The organism is Pseudomonas cistanchae (assembly GCF_054483635.1).
The window spans coordinates 330692-347140 of sequence record NZ_JBTLWN010000004.1; the positions used below are offsets into that span (position 1 = coordinate 330692).

Genomic DNA, 16449 nt, shown 5'->3' on the forward strand with positions numbered 1-16449 from the left:
GTGCTCCCCTTCTTTTACTACAGGCTTCTCTGGACATGATGGACATCAACGAAATTCGCGAATACCTGCCCCACCGCTATCCATTCCTGCTGGTGGACCGGGTCGTGGATCTGGATATTGAAGGCAAGAGCATTCGCGCCTATAAGAATGTCAGCATCAATGAGCCATTTTTCAACGGGCACTTCCCTGAACACCCGATCATGCCGGGCGTATTGATCATCGAAGCGATGGCCCAGGCCGCCGGTGTACTGGGTTTCAAGATGATGGGGCTGAAGCCGGCGGATGGCACCCTGTACTACTTTGTTGGCTCCGATAAAATGCGTTTTCGCCAACCGGTTGTACCTGGCGATCAACTTATTCTCGAAGCCAAGCACCTGAGCAACAAGCGCAGTATCTGGAAGTTCGAATGCAAAGCCAGCGTGGACGGTAAGGAAGTCTGTTCAGCTGAAATCATTTGTGCGGAACGCAAACTATGAGTTTGATTGACCCTCGCGCCATTATCGACCCCAGTGCCAGGTTGGCTGACGACGTTGTCGTCGGCCCCTGGTCGATTGTCGGGGCCGATGTGGAGATTGGCGAGGGTAGCGTGATTGGCCCCCATGTGATTCTCAAAGGGCCGACCAGGATCGGTAAGCACAACCGCATCTATCAGTTTTCCTCGATTGGTGAAGACACGCCAGATCTCAAATACAACGGCGAGCCGACCCGCTTGCAGATCGGCGATCACAATGTGATTCGCGAGGGTGTCACCATCCACCGTGGCACCGTGCAGGACCGCAGCGAGACCACCCTGGGCGATCACAACCTGATCATGGCCTACGCCCACATCGGCCATGACAGCGTCATCGGCAATCATTGCATTCTGGTCAACAACACCGCGCTTGCCGGCCATGTGCATATGGACGACTGGGCCATCCTGTCGGGCTATACGCTGGTGCATCAGTTCTGCCATATCGGTGCCCACAGCTTTTCCGGCATGGGCACCGCCATTGGCAAGGACGTGCCCGCCTATGTCACGGTGTTTGGCAACCCCGCCGAAGCACGCGGCATGAATTTCGAAGGCATGCGCCGCAGGGGCTTCAGTGCCGAAGCCATTCAGGCTTTGCGCCGCGCCTACAAGATCGTTTATCGCCAGGGCCTGACGGTCGAGCAGGCCCTGGGCGAACTTGCTGAATCCTCTGCGCAATTCCCCGAGGTCGCGCTGTTTCGCGATTCCATCCAGGCGTCCAGCCGCGGCATCACGCGTTAAACCATGACCAGTCCATTGCGTGTTGCGCTGGTGGCCGGTGAGGCGTCCGGCGACATTCTCGGTGCCGGTTTGATGCAGGCGCTGAAACAACGCCATGCCGACGTCGAATTCATCGGAGTCGGCGGTCCGTTGATGCAGGCACAGGGCCTCGTATCCTATTTCCCTATGGAGCGCCTGGCCGTCATGGGCCTGGTCGAAGTACTCGGCCGTCTGCCGGAATTGCTCTCGCGCCGCAAACGTCTGCTGAAGACCTTGATCGAGGCGAAGCCGGACGTGTTTATCGGCATCGATGCGCCGGATTTCAATCTGGACCTTGAGCTCAAGCTGCGTCGGGCCGGGATCAAGACCGTCCACTACGTCAGCCCCTCGGTCTGGGCCTGGCGGCAGAAGCGCGTATTCAAGATCCGCGATGCCTGCGACCTGATGCTGACGCTGTTTCCGTTCGAGGCGCAGTTTTATGACGCGCACCAGGTCCCCGTGAGGTTCGTTGGCCATCCGCTCGCCGATGCGATTCCGACGCAGGCCGATCGGGCGGCTGCGCGCGACGCCCTGGATCTACCGCACGATGGTCATGTCGTGGCGCTGCTGCCGGGAAGTCGTGGTGGCGAAGTCGCTCGTCTGGGCGGCTTGTTTCTCGATACGGCGGTGCGCCTGCGCACCCTGCGCCCCGGCGTGCGCTTTGTCCTGCCATGTGCCAACCCGGAGCGGCGCAAGCAGTTGGAAGAGCTGCTCGTCGGTCGCGACCTGCCCCTGACCCTGCTCGATGGTCGTTCCCATGACGCCCTGGCCGCCTGCGACGCGGTGCTGATTGCCTCCGGTACGGCGACTCTGGAAGCCCTGTTGTACAAACGGCCAATGGTGGTGGCCTATAAGGTTGCGCCACTGACGTATCAGATTCTCAAACGGCTGGTTAAAAGTCCCTATATTTCCTTGCCCAACCTGCTGGCTGAGCGCCTGCTGGTGCCCGAGCTGATTCAGGACGCCGCGACGCCGGAAGCCTTGGCTCAGGTGTTGGCACCACTGCTTGAGGGTGGCGAGGAGCAGACGGTCGGCTTCGGTGTGATTCATCGTGCGTTGCGCCGTGATGCCTCGATCCAGGCGGCCGACGCGGTGCTGACTGTGGCAGGGCGCGGCTGATGCAACTGGGGCTGGATTTCACCCTGGTCGAGGAATTGGTCGCTGGCGTCGATGAAGTCGGCCGCGGCCCGCTGTGCGGCGCGGTGGTTACCGCTGCGGTGATTCTCGATCCATCGCGGCCGATACTTGGTCTCAACGATTCGAAGAAGCTCACCGAGGCACGCCGGGAAAAGCTGTTCGACGAGATCTGCGAAAAAGCCCTGGCCTGGTGCATCGCCCGCGCCGAGGTCGAGGAAATCGACCGTCTGAACATTCTCCACGCGACCATGCTGGCCATGCAGCGTGCCGTCGAAGGTCTGAGCGTCACGCCGCGACTGGCGCTGATCGACGGTAATCGCTGCCCGGTGTTGCAAGTACCCAGCACGGCCGTGGTCAAGGGCGACAGCCAGGTGCCGGCAATCGCCGCAGCCTCGATCCTGGCAAAAGTCAGTCGCGATTGGGAAATGCAGCGCTTGGACACGGACTACCCGGGCTACGGTATCGCTGGGCACAAGGGCTACCCGACCCCGATTCATTTGGAAGCGCTGCGGCGCCTGGGCCCCACGCCGATTCATCGACGTTCCTTTGCCCCAGTGCGCGAACTGCTGCAAACCTGAGCACTCGCAAGCTCACACTTGGCTACGGAAGCGGGCGCCAGGCTGATGTTTTTTCCAAGGCCCGGTACAATCCGGGCCTTGTTGTTTCAGTGTTTCAATGGGATCGCCATGACCGCTTCGTTCGTCCACCTGCGTTTGCATACCGAATTTTCCCTGGTCGACGGCTTGGTAAGGGTCAAACCGCTGGTCAAGTCGGTGGCGGCTGCAGGGATGCCTGCGGTGGCGGTTACCGATCAAAGCAACATGTGCTCGCTGGTCAAGTTCTACAAGGCGGCGATGGGGGCTGGCATCAAACCTATCTGCGGCGCCGACATCTGGCTGGCCAGCGCGGACGAAGACGGCCCGCTAAGCCGCATGACGCTGCTGGTGATGAATGCCAAGGGCTATCGCAACCTCACCGAACTGGTCTCCCGTGGCTGGACTGAAGGCCAGAGCAATGACCTGGTAATCATCCGGCGCGAGTGGGTCAAGGAAGCGTCCGAAGGGCTTATCGCCTTGTCCGGCGCGAAGGAGGGCGAGGTCGGTCATGCCTTGCTCAATGGCGATCCAGCTGAGGCGCAGGCGGTGCTGCAGGAGTGGCTGGCGGTATTTCCGGAGCGCTTCTACCTGGAGGTGCAGCGCACCAGCCGGGTTAACGACGAAGAGCATCTGCACCTGGCCGTCGAACTGGCGGAGAAGGTTGGCGCGCCACTGGTGGCGACTAACGATGTGCGTTTCCTCAAACAGGACGATTTTGCCGCCCATGAAACCCGCGTGTGCATCGGTGAGGGCCGCAGCCTGGATGACCCACGCCGGCCGCGCAGCTATTCCGACCAGCAGTACCTGAAAACCCCGGAAGAGATGTGGGAACTGTTCAGCGACTTGCCCGAAGCGCTGGAAAACACCGTCGAGATCGCCAAGCGCTGCAACATCGAAGTGCAGTTGGGCAAGCACTTCCTGCCCGACTTCCCGGTGCCAGCCGGCATGACCATGGACGAATATTTTCGCAAGGTCTCCTTCGATGGCCTCGATGAACGCCTTGCAGTGCTGTTGCCGAGGGACACACCCGATTACGAAGCGAAGAAGCAGGTATACGTCGACCGGCTGAATTTCGAGCTGGATATCATCATCCAGATGGGCTTCCCCGGTTATTTCCTGATCGTAATGGACTTCATCAAGTGGGCGAAGAACAACGGCGTGCCGGTCGGCCCCGGCCGTGGTTCAGGTGCCGGCTCGCTGGTAGCCTACGTGCAGAAGATCACCGATCTCGACCCGCTGGCCTATGACCTGCTGTTCGAGCGCTTCCTCAACCCCGAGCGGGTCTCCATGCCCGACTTCGACGTCGACTTCTGCATGGACGGGCGCGATCGGGTCATTGAATACGTGGCCGAGAAATACGGCCGCAACGCGGTCAGCCAGATCATTACCTTCGGCACCATGGCGGCCAAGGCGGTTGTGCGTGACGTGGCACGGGCCCAGGGCAAGTCCTATGGCCTGGCGGATCGTCTGTCGAAGATGATTCCTTTCGAAGTCGGCATGACCCTGGAAAAGGCCTACGAGATGGAGGAACCGCTGCGCGAGTTCCTCAAGGTCGACGAGGACGCCCGGGAAATCTGGGACATGTCGCTGAAGCTCGAAGGCATCTGCCGCGGTACCGGCAAGCATGCCGGCGGCGTGGTAATCGCCCCGACCAAACTCACCGACTTTTCACCGATCGCCTGTGACGACGAGGGCGGCGGCCTGGTGACCCAGTTCGACAAGGACGACGTGGAGTCGGCGGGCCTGGTGAAGTTCGACTTCCTCGGTCTGCGTACGCTCACCATCATCAAGTGGGCGATGGAAACCATCAACCGCGAGCAGGCCAAGAAAGGCCTGGGGCCACTGGATATCGATTTCATCCCGCTGGATGACAAGCCGACATTCAGCATGCTGCAGAAAGCCGAGACCACTGCGGTGTTCCAGCTCGAATCCCGCGGCATGAAGGAACTGATCAAGAAGCTCAAGCCAGACTGCCTGGAAGACCTGATCGCCCTGGTGGCGTTGTTCCGACCGGGCCCGCTGCAATCGGGCATGGTCGACGACTTCATCAACCGCAAGCACGGCCGTGCCGAGCTGGCCTACCCGCACCCGGATTATCAGTACGACGGGCTGCGCCCGGTACTGGCGCCGACCTACGGCATCATCCTGTACCAGGAACAGGTGATGCAGATTGCCCAGGTCATGGCGGGTTATACCCTCGGCGGTGCGGACATGCTGCGCCGTGCCATGGGTAAGAAAAAACCCGAGGAGATGGCCAAGCAGCGCGGCGGCTTCATCGAAGGCTGCGCCAACAACGGAATCGACGCAGACCTGGCGGGCAACATCTTCGACCTGGTGGAAAAGTTCGCCGGTTATGGCTTCAACAAGTCGCACTCGGCCGCCTACGGCCTGGTTTCCTACCAGACCGCGTGGCTCAAAGCCCACCACCAGGCGCCGTTCATGGCGGCAGTGTTGTCGGCGGATATGCACAACACCGACAAGGTCGTGACCCTGATCGAGGAGTGCCGCAGCATGAAGCTGCGCCTCGATGCGCCTGATGTGAACACCTCGGAGTTCAAGTTCACCGTCAACGACGAAGGCTGGATCGTTTACGGCCTGGGCGCGATCAAGGGCGTGGGCGAGGGCCCGGTCGAGGCGATAGTCGAGTCGCGCAAGGACGGTCCGTTCAAGGATTTGTTCGACTTCTGCTCGCGAGTCGACCTCAAACGCATCAACAAGCGCACCCTGGAAGCGCTGATTCATAGCGGTGCACTCGATCGGCTGGGGCCGTATTTCCATGAAGAGCTGAAAGCTTATCAGGCCAATATCGACCGCAATCGTGCGGTGCTGCTGGCGGCGATGGAGGAAGCGGTGCAAGCCGCCGAACAGACCGCGCGCAGCCACGACAGCGGCCACATGGACCTGTTTGGCGGCGTGTTCGCCGATGCCGAAACCGATGTCTATGCCAATCATCGTCGCGCTCGCGAGCTGTCGCTGAAGGAGCGCCTCAAGGGCGAAAAGGACACCCTGGGCCTGTACCTGACCGGCCACCCGATTGATGAATACGAAGGCGAAGTCAGGCGTTTTGCCCGTCAGCGCATCATCGACCTTAAACCGTCCCGGGAAAGCCAGACCGTTGCTGGTTTGATCGTCAATCTGCGGGTGATGAAGAACAAGAAGGGCGACAAGATGGGCTTTATCACCCTGGACGACCGTTCCGGGCGAATCGAAGCCTCCTTGTTCGCTGAAGCCTTCAACAGCGCCCAGGCCCTGTTGCAAACCGACGCGCTGGTGGTGGTCGAAGGTGAGGTCAGCAACGATGATTTTTCCGGTGGCCTGCGCCTGCGTGCCAAGCGCGTCATGAGTCTGGAGGAAGCCCGCACCGGTCTGGCCGACAGCCTGCGACTAAAGCTCGCCAGTACGGCGCTGAAGGGCGACCGTCTGCGCTGGCTGGCGGAGCTGTGCAGCAAGCACCGCGGCGCCTGCCCGATCACCGTGGAATACAACCGCGAGGATGCCCGTGCGCAATTGCAGTTCGGCGAAACCTGGCGCATCGAACCGGCCGACAGCCTGATTCAGGCTTTGCGTGACCAGTTCGGACGAGACAACGTCTTTTTGCACTACCGCTGATTTCGCGGGGCTCAGGCCCCGTCCATCAGCCGCGACACCCGCCGTATCGATTCGATTGGTGCGGGGCGGGTGTCGACCTGAATGCGCCTGCTGCTATAAGGTAGGGCGCACCCCGGCCACCTGGCCGTCGACGCAAGACGGATGACTATGAACCCGAATTTTCTCGATTTCGAACAGCCGATCGCCGACCTGCAAGCCAAGATCGAAGAGCTTCGCCTGGTGGGTAACGACAACTCGTTGAACATCTCTGACGAAATCACGCGCCTGCAAGACAAGAACAGCAGCTTGACCGAAAGCATTTTCGGCAACCTAACCAGTTGGCAAATCGCCCAGCTGGCTCGTCATCCGCGGCGCCCCTATACCCTGGATTACCTGCAACACATCTTCACCGAGTTCGACGAGCTGCACGGTGATCGGCACTTCTCCGACGACGCTGCGCTGGTAGGTGGCGTCGCCCGCCTGAACGGTCAGCCGGTGATGGTAATTGGTCACCAGAAAGGCCGCGACGTGCGCGAGAAAGTTCGCCGTAACTTCGGCATGCCGCGCCCCGAAGGCTACCGCAAGGCCTGTCGTCTGATGGAGATGGCCGAGCGTTTCAAGATGCCGATTCTGACGTTTATCGATACGCCGGGCGCCTACCCTGGCATCGACGCCGAAGAGCGTGGGCAGAGCGAAGCCATCGCCTGGAACCTGCGGGTGATGGCACGCCTGAAGACGCCGATCATCGCCACCGTAATCGGTGAAGGTGGCTCCGGTGGCGCGTTGGCAATCGGCGTGTGCGACCAGTTGAACATGCTTCAGTATTCCACTTACTCGGTGATTTCGCCGGAAGGCTGCGCCTCGATTCTGTGGAAGACCTCGGACAAGGCGCCCGATGCGGCCGAGGCGATGGGTATTACCGCCGAGCGCCTTAAGGGCCTGGGCATCGTCGACAAGGTCATTGCCGAGCCCCTTGGAGGCGCCCACCGCGAGCCGGCGGCTGCGGCCGAGTCGATCCGTCAGGAGCTGACCGAGCAATTGCAGATGCTGGAGAAGTTCGATACCGAGGCACTGCTGGCGCGGCGTTATGAGCGTCTGATGAGCTACGGCATCGCCTAAGCAGCAACGTCCGTGCCGGTGGGCTTGGCGCCCATCGGTACCGCTAGAACCCCATTCCTATGTCCCTCTCAATCCGGTTGTTGGCAGCCCTGGCACCCTGGCGTAACGCACCGGCCTGGCGCATTGCGCTGTCGGGCGGTCTGGATTCCACCGTGCTGCTGCATCTGCTCGCCTCCCAGGTGCAACGCGAGTCCCTGCCAGCGCTTTCCGCGCTGCATATAAGCCATGGATTGCAACCCGTTGCCGAGCAATGGCCGGCTCACTGCCGTCAGCTGTGCGACGCGCTTGGGGTGCCGTTACAGGTCGAGCAGGTTCGGGTGCCAGCGGGCGCGAGTATTGAGCGCGCCGCACGCGAGGCTCGTTATGTCGCTTTCGAAGCGGCACTGGCGCCAGGCGAAGTGCTGCTGCTGGCCCAGCATCGCGATGATCAGGCCGAGACCCTGTTGTTTCGTCTGCTGCGCGGCGCTGGTGTGCAGGGGCTGACGGCCATGCCGGTCAGCCGGCCGCTGGGCAAGGGCAGGCTGTTGCGCCCGCTTCTGCAGTGTTCGCGTGCCGAACTTCTGGCCTATGCCCATCAGCATCAGCTGACCTGGGTGGAAGACCCATCGAATGTCGACAGCCACTTCTCGCGCAATTACCTGCGCCATCAGGTGATGCCGACGTTGCTCGCGCGCTGGCCGCAAGCGACGCAGAGCATCGCCCGGGCCGCGCAGCATTTGACCGAGGCTGCGCAGCTGCTCGACGAGTTGGCGCAGCAGGACCTGATGGCGGCGCAAGCGCCGTCAGCCTTGGCCTGGCTTGAACTGCCCAGTCTTTCATTGCCCGCCTTGGCGGCTCTTGGTGATGCGCGCCAGCGCAATGCATTGCGTTACTGGCTAAGAGCCTGGACACCGATGCCGGATAGCGATCATTGGGCTGGCTGGGAGTCGATGCGCGACGCCAAGAACGTAGCTGCACCGATGTGGCGCCTGGCTGCTGGCGAAGTGCACCGCGCCGACGGACGGTTGTGGTGGCTGAGTGGCGATTGGTTGAAAAAACCTGCACTGCCGCTAGGTCCGCCATCGGCGAACGAATGGCTGCAATTGCCGGACAACGGCGCTGTACGCCTGAATGGAGAACTGCCCGACGGGGCGTTGCGCATTTCGTACCGCTGCGGTGGCGAGTCGATGAATCTCCCGGGGCGCGGCCATCGTGACCTGAAGCGCCTGCTCAACGAGCATCATCTGCCCGTTTTTCTGCGGGGCCGTGTGCCGCTGCTATGGCGTGACGGAGAGCTGCTGGCCGTCGCGAATGTGCCCGGTCTAGATGGCCCGGCGGACCGGGGCTGGCAATTGAGCTGGCGGCCGCCGACGAACGATCAAGGTTTGAGCTGGTAGGGCCTTTCCGGTAGACTACGCTCCCGTCTTATTAGAGCTTTTACAGATTCCATTTCGTCAAGAAAGCTGGGTCGGTAGTCGCCTGTCAGTTGCTGCAATTTGTACTCGATGGCTTCGGCCCTCCTTCGCTTTCCCGGCGGCGCAGACCGCTTAACGCAGACTTCTAGGGTTTTTATGACGCGCTACATATTCGTCACGGGTGGTGTTGTTTCTTCTTTGGGGAAAGGCATCGCCTCGGCTTCATTGGCGGCTATCCTGGAGGCGCGGGGCCTGAAGGTCACGATGCTCAAGCTGGATCCCTATATCAACGTCGATCCGGGCACCATGAGCCCGTTCCAGCACGGCGAAGTGTTCGTCACCCACGACGGCGCCGAGACCGACCTGGACCTGGGCCACTACGAGCGGTTCATCCGCACCACCATGACCCAGAACAACAACTTCACCACCGGCCGCGTTTACGAAGACGTGCTGCGCCGCGAGCGCCGTGGTGATTACCTGGGTGCGACCATTCAGGTCATTCCGCACATCACCGACGAGATCAAGCGCCGCATCATCAAGGGTGCCGGCGATGCCGACGTGGCCATGGTCGAGATCGGCGGGACGGTGGGCGACATCGAGTCGCAACCGTTCCTCGAGGCCATCCGCCAGTTGCGCGTGGAAGTCGGCGCCAAGCGCGCCATGCTGATGCACCTGACTCTAGTGCCTTATATCGCCACTGCCGGCGAGACCAAGACCAAACCGACCCAACATTCGGTCAAGGAATTGCGCTCCATCGGCCTACAGCCTGACGTATTGATTTGCCGCTCGGACCATCCAGTCGATGTTTCCTCGCGGCGCAAGATCGCGCTGTTCACCAACGTCGAAGAGCGCGCGGTGATTTCCCTGGAAGACGTCGACACCATCTACAAGATCCCGGGCGTTCTGCACGCCCAGGGTCTGGACGATTTCGTCGTCGAGCGCTTCGGCCTGGAGTGCGGCGGTGCCGATCTGTCCGAGTGGGATCGCGTGGTCGATGCCAAGCTCAACCCGGAGAAAGAAGTCACCATTGCTATGGTAGGCAAGTACATGGAACTGCTGGACGCCTACAAGTCGCTGATCGAAGCGATGAGCCATGCCGGCATCCAGAACCGGACCAAGGTCAACCTGCGTTATATCGACTCCGAAGACATCGAGAACAAAGGCACCGCGTTGCTCGAAGACGTGGACGCCATTCTGGTGCCGGGCGGCTTCGGTCTGCGTGGCGTCGAAGGCAAGATCAAGACGGTGCAGTTTGCTCGGGAAAACAAGATTCCTTACCTGGGAATCTGTCTCGGCATGCAGGTCGCGGTGATCGAGTTTGCCCGCAACGTGCTGGGCTGGACCGATGCCAACTCCACCGAGTTTGATACCAGCAGCCAGCACCCGGTGGTTGGCCTGATTACCGAATGGCAGGACGCGACCGGTGTTACCGAGCAGCGCAGCGACAGTTCTGACCTGGGCGGCACCATGCGCCTCGGTGCCCAGGACTGCCAACTGATGGCCGGCTCCAATGTGCGTGACTGCTACGGTCAGGATGTGATCGTCGAGCGTCACCGCCACCGTTACGAAGTGAACAACAATTTGCTGCCGCAGTTGATCGAGGCAGGCCTGAAGGTCACTGGTCGCTCGGCCGATGGGGCACTGGTTGAGGTAGTCGAATCGCCTGATCATCCGTGGTTCGTCGCCTGTCAGTTCCACCCTGAGTTCACCTCGACACCGCGCGACGGTCACCCGTTGTTCAGCGGTTTCGTCAACGCCGCCCTGGCGCAGAAAGCGAAGAAGGCATAAGGACATGGCACAGAAAATCATCAAGGTTGGCGCTATCGAAATCGCCAACGACAAGCCGTTCGTGCTGTTCGGCGGCATCAATGTCATCGAGTCCCGCGACTTGGCCATGCGTGCCTGCGAGGAGTATGTGCGGGTCACCGAGAAACTCGGCATTCCTTACGTGTTCAAGGCCAGCTTCGACAAGGCCAACCGCTCTTCGGTAACGTCCTTCCGTGGCCCGGGCCTGGAAGAGGGCATGAAGGTCTTCGAAGAAATCAAGAAGACCTTCGGCGTGCCGGTGATCACCGACGTGCACGAGCCGCATCAGGCGCAGCCGGTGGCGGACGTGTGCGACATCATCCAGCTGCCCGCGTTTCTGTCACGACAGACCGACCTGGTGGTGGCCATGGCCAAGACCGGCGCGGTGATCAATATCAAGAAGGCGCAGTTTCTCGCGCCCCAGGAAATGAAACATATCCTGGCCAAGTGCGAAGAGGCCGGTAACGATCAGTTGATCCTCTGCGAGCGCGGTTCCTCGTTCGGTTATAACAACCTGGTGGTGGACATGCTCGGCTTCGGCATCATGAAGCAGACCAACTACCCGGTATTCTTCGACGTGACCCATGCGTTGCAGATGCCCGGTGGCCGCGCGGACTCCGCTGGTGGTCGGCGCGCCCAGGTCACCGACCTGGCCAAGGCTGGCATGAGCCAGGGTCTTGCGGGGTTGTTCCTCGAGGCACATCCAGACCCGGACAATGCCAAATGCGACGGTCCCTGTGCCTTGCGCCTGGAAAAGCTTGAGCCCTTCCTCACCCAGCTCAAGCAATTGGATGATCTGATCAAGAACTTTCCCCCGATCGAGACTGCCTAACACGGCCGTTCTCCGGTAAAGTGCCGGCCGGGCATAATCTGACTGGCTGGTCAGTTCTTCCGTTTTTCTGTTGAGGAAAGACGGGTTTCCTTCGGTGGTTCTGTTTCGTCAACTTTTGGAGTGCTAAACGCAATGGCAAAGATCGTCGACATCAAGGGTCGTGAGGTTCTCGACTCCCGTGGCAATCCCACCGTGGAAGCCGATGTAGTTCTCGACAATGGCATCGTAGGCAGCGCCTGTGCGCCGTCCGGTGCGTCCACCGGTTCCCGCGAAGCGCTGGAACTACGTGATGGCGACAAAGGCCGCTACCTCGGCAAAGGCGTATTGAAAGCCGTCGCCAACATTAATGGCCCGATCCGCGATCTGCTGCTGGGCAAGGACCCGGTTGATCAGAAGGCGCTGGATCAGGCCATGATCGCCCTCGATGGCACCGAGAACAAAGGCAAGCTTGGCGCCAATGCCATCCTCGCCGTGTCCCTGGCTGCAGCCAAAGCCGCTGCCCAGGACCAAGACCTGCCGCTGTACGCGCACATTGCCAATCTGAACGGCACCCCAGGCCAGTACTCCATGCCGGTGCCGATGATGAACATCATCAACGGCGGCGAGCACGCCGATAACAACGTCGATATCCAGGAATTCATGGTGCAGCCGGTTGGTGCCAAGACGTTCGCCGACGGCTTGCGCATGGGTACCGAGATTTTCCATCACCTCAAGGCGGTGCTCAAAGCCCGTGGCCTGAGCACCTCGGTCGGTGACGAGGGCGGCTTCGCGCCAAACCTGGCATCCAACGAAGATGCGCTGGCGGCGATTGCCGAAGCCGTGGCCAATGCCGGCTACACGCTGGGCGACGACGTCACCCTGGCGCTGGACTGCGCGTCCAGCGAGTTCTTCGAAGATGGCAAGTACGACCTGGCTGGCGAAGGCAAAGTCTTCGATGCTGCCGGTTTCGCCGACTACCTGGCAGGTCTGGCCGAGCGCTACCCGATCATCTCCATTGAAGACGGCATGGATGAGTCCGACTGGGCGGGCTGGAAGGTACTGACCGACAAAATCGGCGCCAAGGTGCAGCTGGTCGGCGACGACCTGTTCGTCACCAATACCAAGATTCTCAAGGAAGGCATCGACAAGGGCATCGGCAATTCGATCCTGATCAAGTTCAACCAGATCGGCACCCTGACCGAAACCCTGGAAGCCATTCAGATGGCCAAGGCTGCCGGTTATACCGCTGTGATTTCGCACCGCTCCGGCGAGACCGAAGACAGCACCATCGCTGATCTCGCGGTCGGTACTGCTGCCGGCCAGATCAAGACCGGTTCGCTGTGCCGTTCCGATCGTGTGTCCAAGTACAACCAGTTGCTGCGCATCGAAGAGCAACTGGCTGGCAAGGCCCCGTATCGCGGTCGCGCCGAGTTCCGCGGCTGAGAACGGCGCCGGTTTTTCGAGTCTGGCGATGTCATGGTAAAAGAGGGGCGGCGTTAGTCGCCCCTTTTTCGTATGGAAATTCTGGCTGATATGCGTAGTTCCTATTGGTTGATTGGCATATTGATGCTGCTGCTGGCTGGCTTGCAGTATCGGCTTTGGGTGGGCGATGGCAGCCTTGCCCAGGTCACCGAGCTGAAGCAGCAGATCGCCGATCAGCGTGGGGAAAACCAACGCCTGCTGGAGCGCAATCGCATCCTTGAAGCCGAGGTGATGGAGCTGAAAAAGGGCATGGAAACCGTTGAGGAGCGTGCTCGGCAGGAGCTGGGCATGGTCAAAGAGGGCGAAACCCTCTATCAGTTGGCCGAATGAACCCTGTCGTATTGCCCGCGTTCTGGGCGCTTATTCCGGCGGCCGGGGTTGGCAGTCGCATGGAGGCGGACCGGCCCAAGCAATACCTGGAGCTGGCCGGCAAAACCATCCTTGAACATACCCTTGGCTGTTTTCTCGATCACCCGCAGCTGCGCGGCGTGGTTGTCAGCCTGGCGGCGGACGATCCCTATTGGCCGAAGCTGAGTTGTGCCCGCGATGCGCGTATTGCTCGGGCCGATGGCGGCCTCGAGCGCGCCGACTCGGTGTTGAACGGCCTGCTGCGCCTGAGCGAGTTGGGCGCCCATGAAGTGGATTGGGTGCTGGTGCACGATGCGGCGCGCCCCAATCTGCAGCGCGCCGATCTTGACAGGCTGCTGAGTGAGCTGGCGGACGACCCGGTCGGCGGGCTGTTGGCCGTGCCCGCGCGCGATACGCTGAAACGCGCCGGGCCCGACGGGCGGGTTTCGGCCACGGTGGACCGCGCGCTGATCTGGCAGGCTTACACGCCGCAGATGTTTCGCCTGGGCAGGTTGCGCGATGCACTCGGCGCCGCCTGTGGGGCGGGCATCGCGGTAACCGACGAAGCATCGGCGCTGGAGTGGGCAGGATTGGCGCCGCGATTGATCGAGGGGCGTGCTGACAATCTCAAGATCACCCGCCCGGAAGATCTGCTGGGTCTTGCTCGTCTCTGGCAGGCCAAGCAACCCTGATCCGCGATCGCTGCCCTCGGCCGGCTCTATTGCCCTGCGTACTCGGTGCGGCGCAACAGGCCCGCTTTGAGGAAATCGATCAATTGCCGCACCTTGGGTGACAGATGACGTTGCTGCGGGTACAGCGCCCAGACGGCGGTGTCCGGTGGTTGTTGACTCTCGAGCAGGGATACCAGAGCGCCGCTGCGCAGATGTTCCTGCACGTAATAATCAGGCAACTGGCACAAGCCCAGCCCGCGCAGCGCGGCATCGAGCACCGCCTGGCCGCTGTTGCAGCGCCAGTTGCCCTGCACGCGCTGGCTTGATTCGCGGCCATCGAGCTGAAAATTCCAGACCTCCGAACTGCCAACAAGGCAGTTGTGCCGGCTGAGCTCCGACAGACTATGGGGGCGACCATAGCGCTGCAGGTACGCAGGCGCGCCGCACAGGTAAAGCTGCCGGGGTGCCAGACGTGTGGCGACCAGTCGCGACTCCTGCAGACGACCCAGGCGTATGGCCAGATCCAGCCCTTCGTGCAGCAGGTCGAGGGTGCGATTGCTCAGCTCGATATCGACGCGAAGCTGCGGGTGTCGGCCCATGAAGTCGGTCACCAGCGGCACGATAAAGCGCTCGCCGTAAGCGACTGCACAGGTCATGCGCAGCAGGCCTTTGGGTTCGCTGCCAAGGTCGCCGACGGCGCGCAGCGCTTCTTCGCGGGCGTCCTGCAAGCGTTGGCAGTGCTGCAGGAAGGTGTGCCCAGCCTCGGTCAGGGCGACCCGGCGGGTACTGCGGTAGAACAGCCGGGTTTGCAGCCGTTCTTCCAAGCGAGCGACTTGCCGGCTGACCTGCGACGACGACAGCCCGAGACGCTCGGCCGCGGCCGTGAACTGGCCGCTCTGGGCAACCGCGACGAACTCATCCAAACCTTCCCACTGGTTCACCTTCACCCTCCAATACCCAGCACAATCCAGCGCAGATTATCCCTGTAGAGAAATAATGTTTTGTATTTTGGTGGATTGTCTACGGTCGGCACTGATCTACACTCCGCGCCACCGTCGAATTCCTGGAGCGCTGTCATGATCAAATCCCGAGCCGCAGTTGCCTTTGCCGCCAACCAGCCGTTGCAGATCGTCGAGGTGGATGTCGAGGCGCCGAAAGCGGGCGAGGTGCTGGTACGTATTGTCGCCAGCGGCGTATGCCATACCGATGCCTACACGCTGTCCGGTGAAGATTCGGAAGGCGTATTTCCCTGCATTCTGGGGCATGAAGGCGGCGGCATTGTCGAGGCGGTAGGCGAGGGGGTGACCTCCCTGACGGTCGGCGACCACGTGATTCCGCTGTATACGGCCGAGTGCCGGCAGTGCAAGTTCTGCACGTCTGGCAAAACCAACCTGTGCAGCGCCGTTCGCGCCACCCAGGGCAAGGGCCTGATGCCGGACGGCACCACCCGCTTCTCCTATCAGGGCCAGCCGATCTACCACTACATGGGCTGTTCAACCTTTTCCGAGTACACCGTGCTGCCGGAAGTCTCCCTGGCAAAAATCCCCCAAGAAGCGCCGCTGGAAAAGGTCTGTCTGCTCGGCTGCGGCGTCACCACCGGTATCGGCGCAGTGCTCAATACCGCGAAGGTGGAAGAGGGCGCTACGGTGGCCGTCTTCGGCCTTGGCGGCATTGGCCTGGCGGCGATCATCGGAGCGAAGATGGCCAAGGCGTCGCGGATCATCGCCATCGACATCAACCCGGCCAAGTTCGCCGTGGCCCGCGAGCTGGGTGCGACCGATTTCATCAATCCCAAGGAGTTCGCCAAACCGATCCAGGAGGTCATCGTCGAGATGACCGATGGCGGTGTCGACTATTCCTTCGAGTGCGTCGGCAACGTCCAGCTGATGCGCGCTGCGCTGGAATGCGCGCACAAGGGCTGGGGCGAGTCGGTGATCATCGGCGTCGCTGGCGCCGGTCAGGAAATCACCACTCGGCCGTTCCAACTGGTTACCGGGCGAGTCTGGCGCGGGTCGGCGTTCGGTGGAGTGAAGGGCCGTACCGAGCTGCCGGGCTACGTCGAAAAAGCGCAGAAGGGCGAAATCCCGTTGGATACCTTCATCACCCACACCATGGGCCTGGAACAGATCAACGAGGCCTTCGACCTGATGCACGAAGGTAAGAGCATCCGGACCGTTATCCACTTCTGAGTCTAGGGTGCGCCGTGCGCACCACCTGATCGTCGGTGCGC

The 16449-nt window shown here is 61.3% G+C and carries 14 protein-coding genes; 13 read left to right on the plus strand and 1 reads right to left on the minus strand.

Annotation, left to right across the window (positions count from 1 at the left end; all coding sequences use genetic code 11):
• Positions 1-35: 35 nt before the first annotated feature.
• From fabZ to ispD, 12 genes are all read left to right on the plus strand, one after another.
• On the plus strand, positions 36-476 hold the full coding sequence (fabZ, locus tag ACX0MV_RS13895; protein ID WP_458983107.1) for a 3-hydroxyacyl-ACP dehydratase FabZ: 441 nt from the start codon (positions 36-38) through the stop codon (positions 474-476).
• Positions 473-1249: an acyl-ACP--UDP-N-acetylglucosamine O-acyltransferase gene (gene lpxA / locus ACX0MV_RS13900; RefSeq protein ID WP_458983108.1), complete on the plus strand. Its 777-nt coding sequence runs from the start codon at positions 473-475 to the stop codon at positions 1247-1249. The genes fabZ and lpxA overlap by 4 nt, the downstream gene beginning before the upstream one ends.
• Positions 1250-1252: 3 nt before the next feature.
• Positions 1253-2386: a lipid-A-disaccharide synthase gene (gene lpxB / locus ACX0MV_RS13905; protein ID WP_458983109.1), complete on the plus strand. Its 1134-nt coding sequence runs from the start codon at positions 1253-1255 to the stop codon at positions 2384-2386.
• Positions 2386-2982 (plus strand): ribonuclease HII, encoded by a 597-nt coding sequence (gene rnhB / locus ACX0MV_RS13910; protein ID WP_458983110.1) that lies wholly within the window; start codon positions 2386-2388, stop codon positions 2980-2982. Before lpxB ends, rnhB begins: the two co-directional genes overlap by 1 nt.
• A gap of 108 nt (positions 2983-3090) precedes the next feature.
• Entirely contained in the window at positions 3091-6609 is a 3519-nt protein-coding gene (gene dnaE, locus ACX0MV_RS13915; protein WP_458983111.1) for a DNA polymerase III subunit alpha, read from the plus strand.
• Between the two features lie 147 nt (positions 6610-6756).
• Complete coding sequence (locus ACX0MV_RS13920) at positions 6757-7707, plus strand: acetyl-CoA carboxylase carboxyltransferase subunit alpha (protein WP_458983112.1); 951 nt, start codon at positions 6757-6759, stop codon at positions 7705-7707.
• Positions 7708-7766: 59 nt separating this feature from the next.
• Complete coding sequence (gene tilS / locus ACX0MV_RS13925) at positions 7767-9083, plus strand: tRNA lysidine(34) synthetase TilS (RefSeq protein WP_458983113.1); 1317 nt, start codon at positions 7767-7769, stop codon at positions 9081-9083.
• Between the two features lie 174 nt (positions 9084-9257).
• Positions 9258-10889 (plus strand): CTP synthase, encoded by a 1632-nt coding sequence (gene pyrG, locus ACX0MV_RS13930; protein WP_458983114.1) that lies wholly within the window; start codon positions 9258-9260, stop codon positions 10887-10889.
• 4 nt (positions 10890-10893) lie between these two features.
• Complete coding sequence (gene kdsA / locus ACX0MV_RS13935; RefSeq protein WP_458983115.1) at positions 10894-11739, plus strand: 3-deoxy-8-phosphooctulonate synthase; 846 nt, start codon at positions 10894-10896, stop codon at positions 11737-11739.
• A 132-nt stretch (positions 11740-11871) separates the two neighbouring features.
• Positions 11872-13161: a phosphopyruvate hydratase gene (gene eno / locus ACX0MV_RS13940; protein ID WP_458983116.1), complete on the plus strand. Its 1290-nt coding sequence runs from the start codon at positions 11872-11874 to the stop codon at positions 13159-13161.
• Positions 13162-13251: 90 nt separating this feature from the next.
• A complete protein-coding gene (gene ftsB / locus ACX0MV_RS13945; RefSeq protein ID WP_458983117.1) occupies positions 13252-13530 on the plus strand; it encodes a cell division protein FtsB in 279 nt (92 codons plus the stop codon).
• Entirely contained in the window at positions 13527-14240 is a 714-nt protein-coding gene (gene ispD, locus ACX0MV_RS13950) for a 2-C-methyl-D-erythritol 4-phosphate cytidylyltransferase (RefSeq protein WP_458983118.1), read from the plus strand. Before ftsB ends, ispD begins: the two co-directional genes overlap by 4 nt.
• Positions 14241-14266: 26 nt before the next feature.
• Here ispD and ACX0MV_RS13955 read toward each other — a convergent pair whose 3' ends face one another.
• The gene (locus ACX0MV_RS13955; RefSeq protein WP_458983119.1) at positions 14267-15160 is read right to left on the minus strand and encodes a LysR substrate-binding domain-containing protein; all 894 of its coding nucleotides are present in this window, start codon (positions 15158-15160) and stop codon (positions 14267-14269) included.
• A gap of 135 nt (positions 15161-15295) precedes the next feature.
• On the opposite strand from ACX0MV_RS13955, the gene ACX0MV_RS13960 reads away from it, so the two are divergent.
• The gene (locus ACX0MV_RS13960) at positions 15296-16408 is read left to right on the plus strand and encodes an S-(hydroxymethyl)glutathione dehydrogenase/class III alcohol dehydrogenase (RefSeq protein WP_458983120.1); all 1113 of its coding nucleotides are present in this window, start codon (positions 15296-15298) and stop codon (positions 16406-16408) included.
• Positions 16409-16449: the final 41 nt, after the last annotated feature.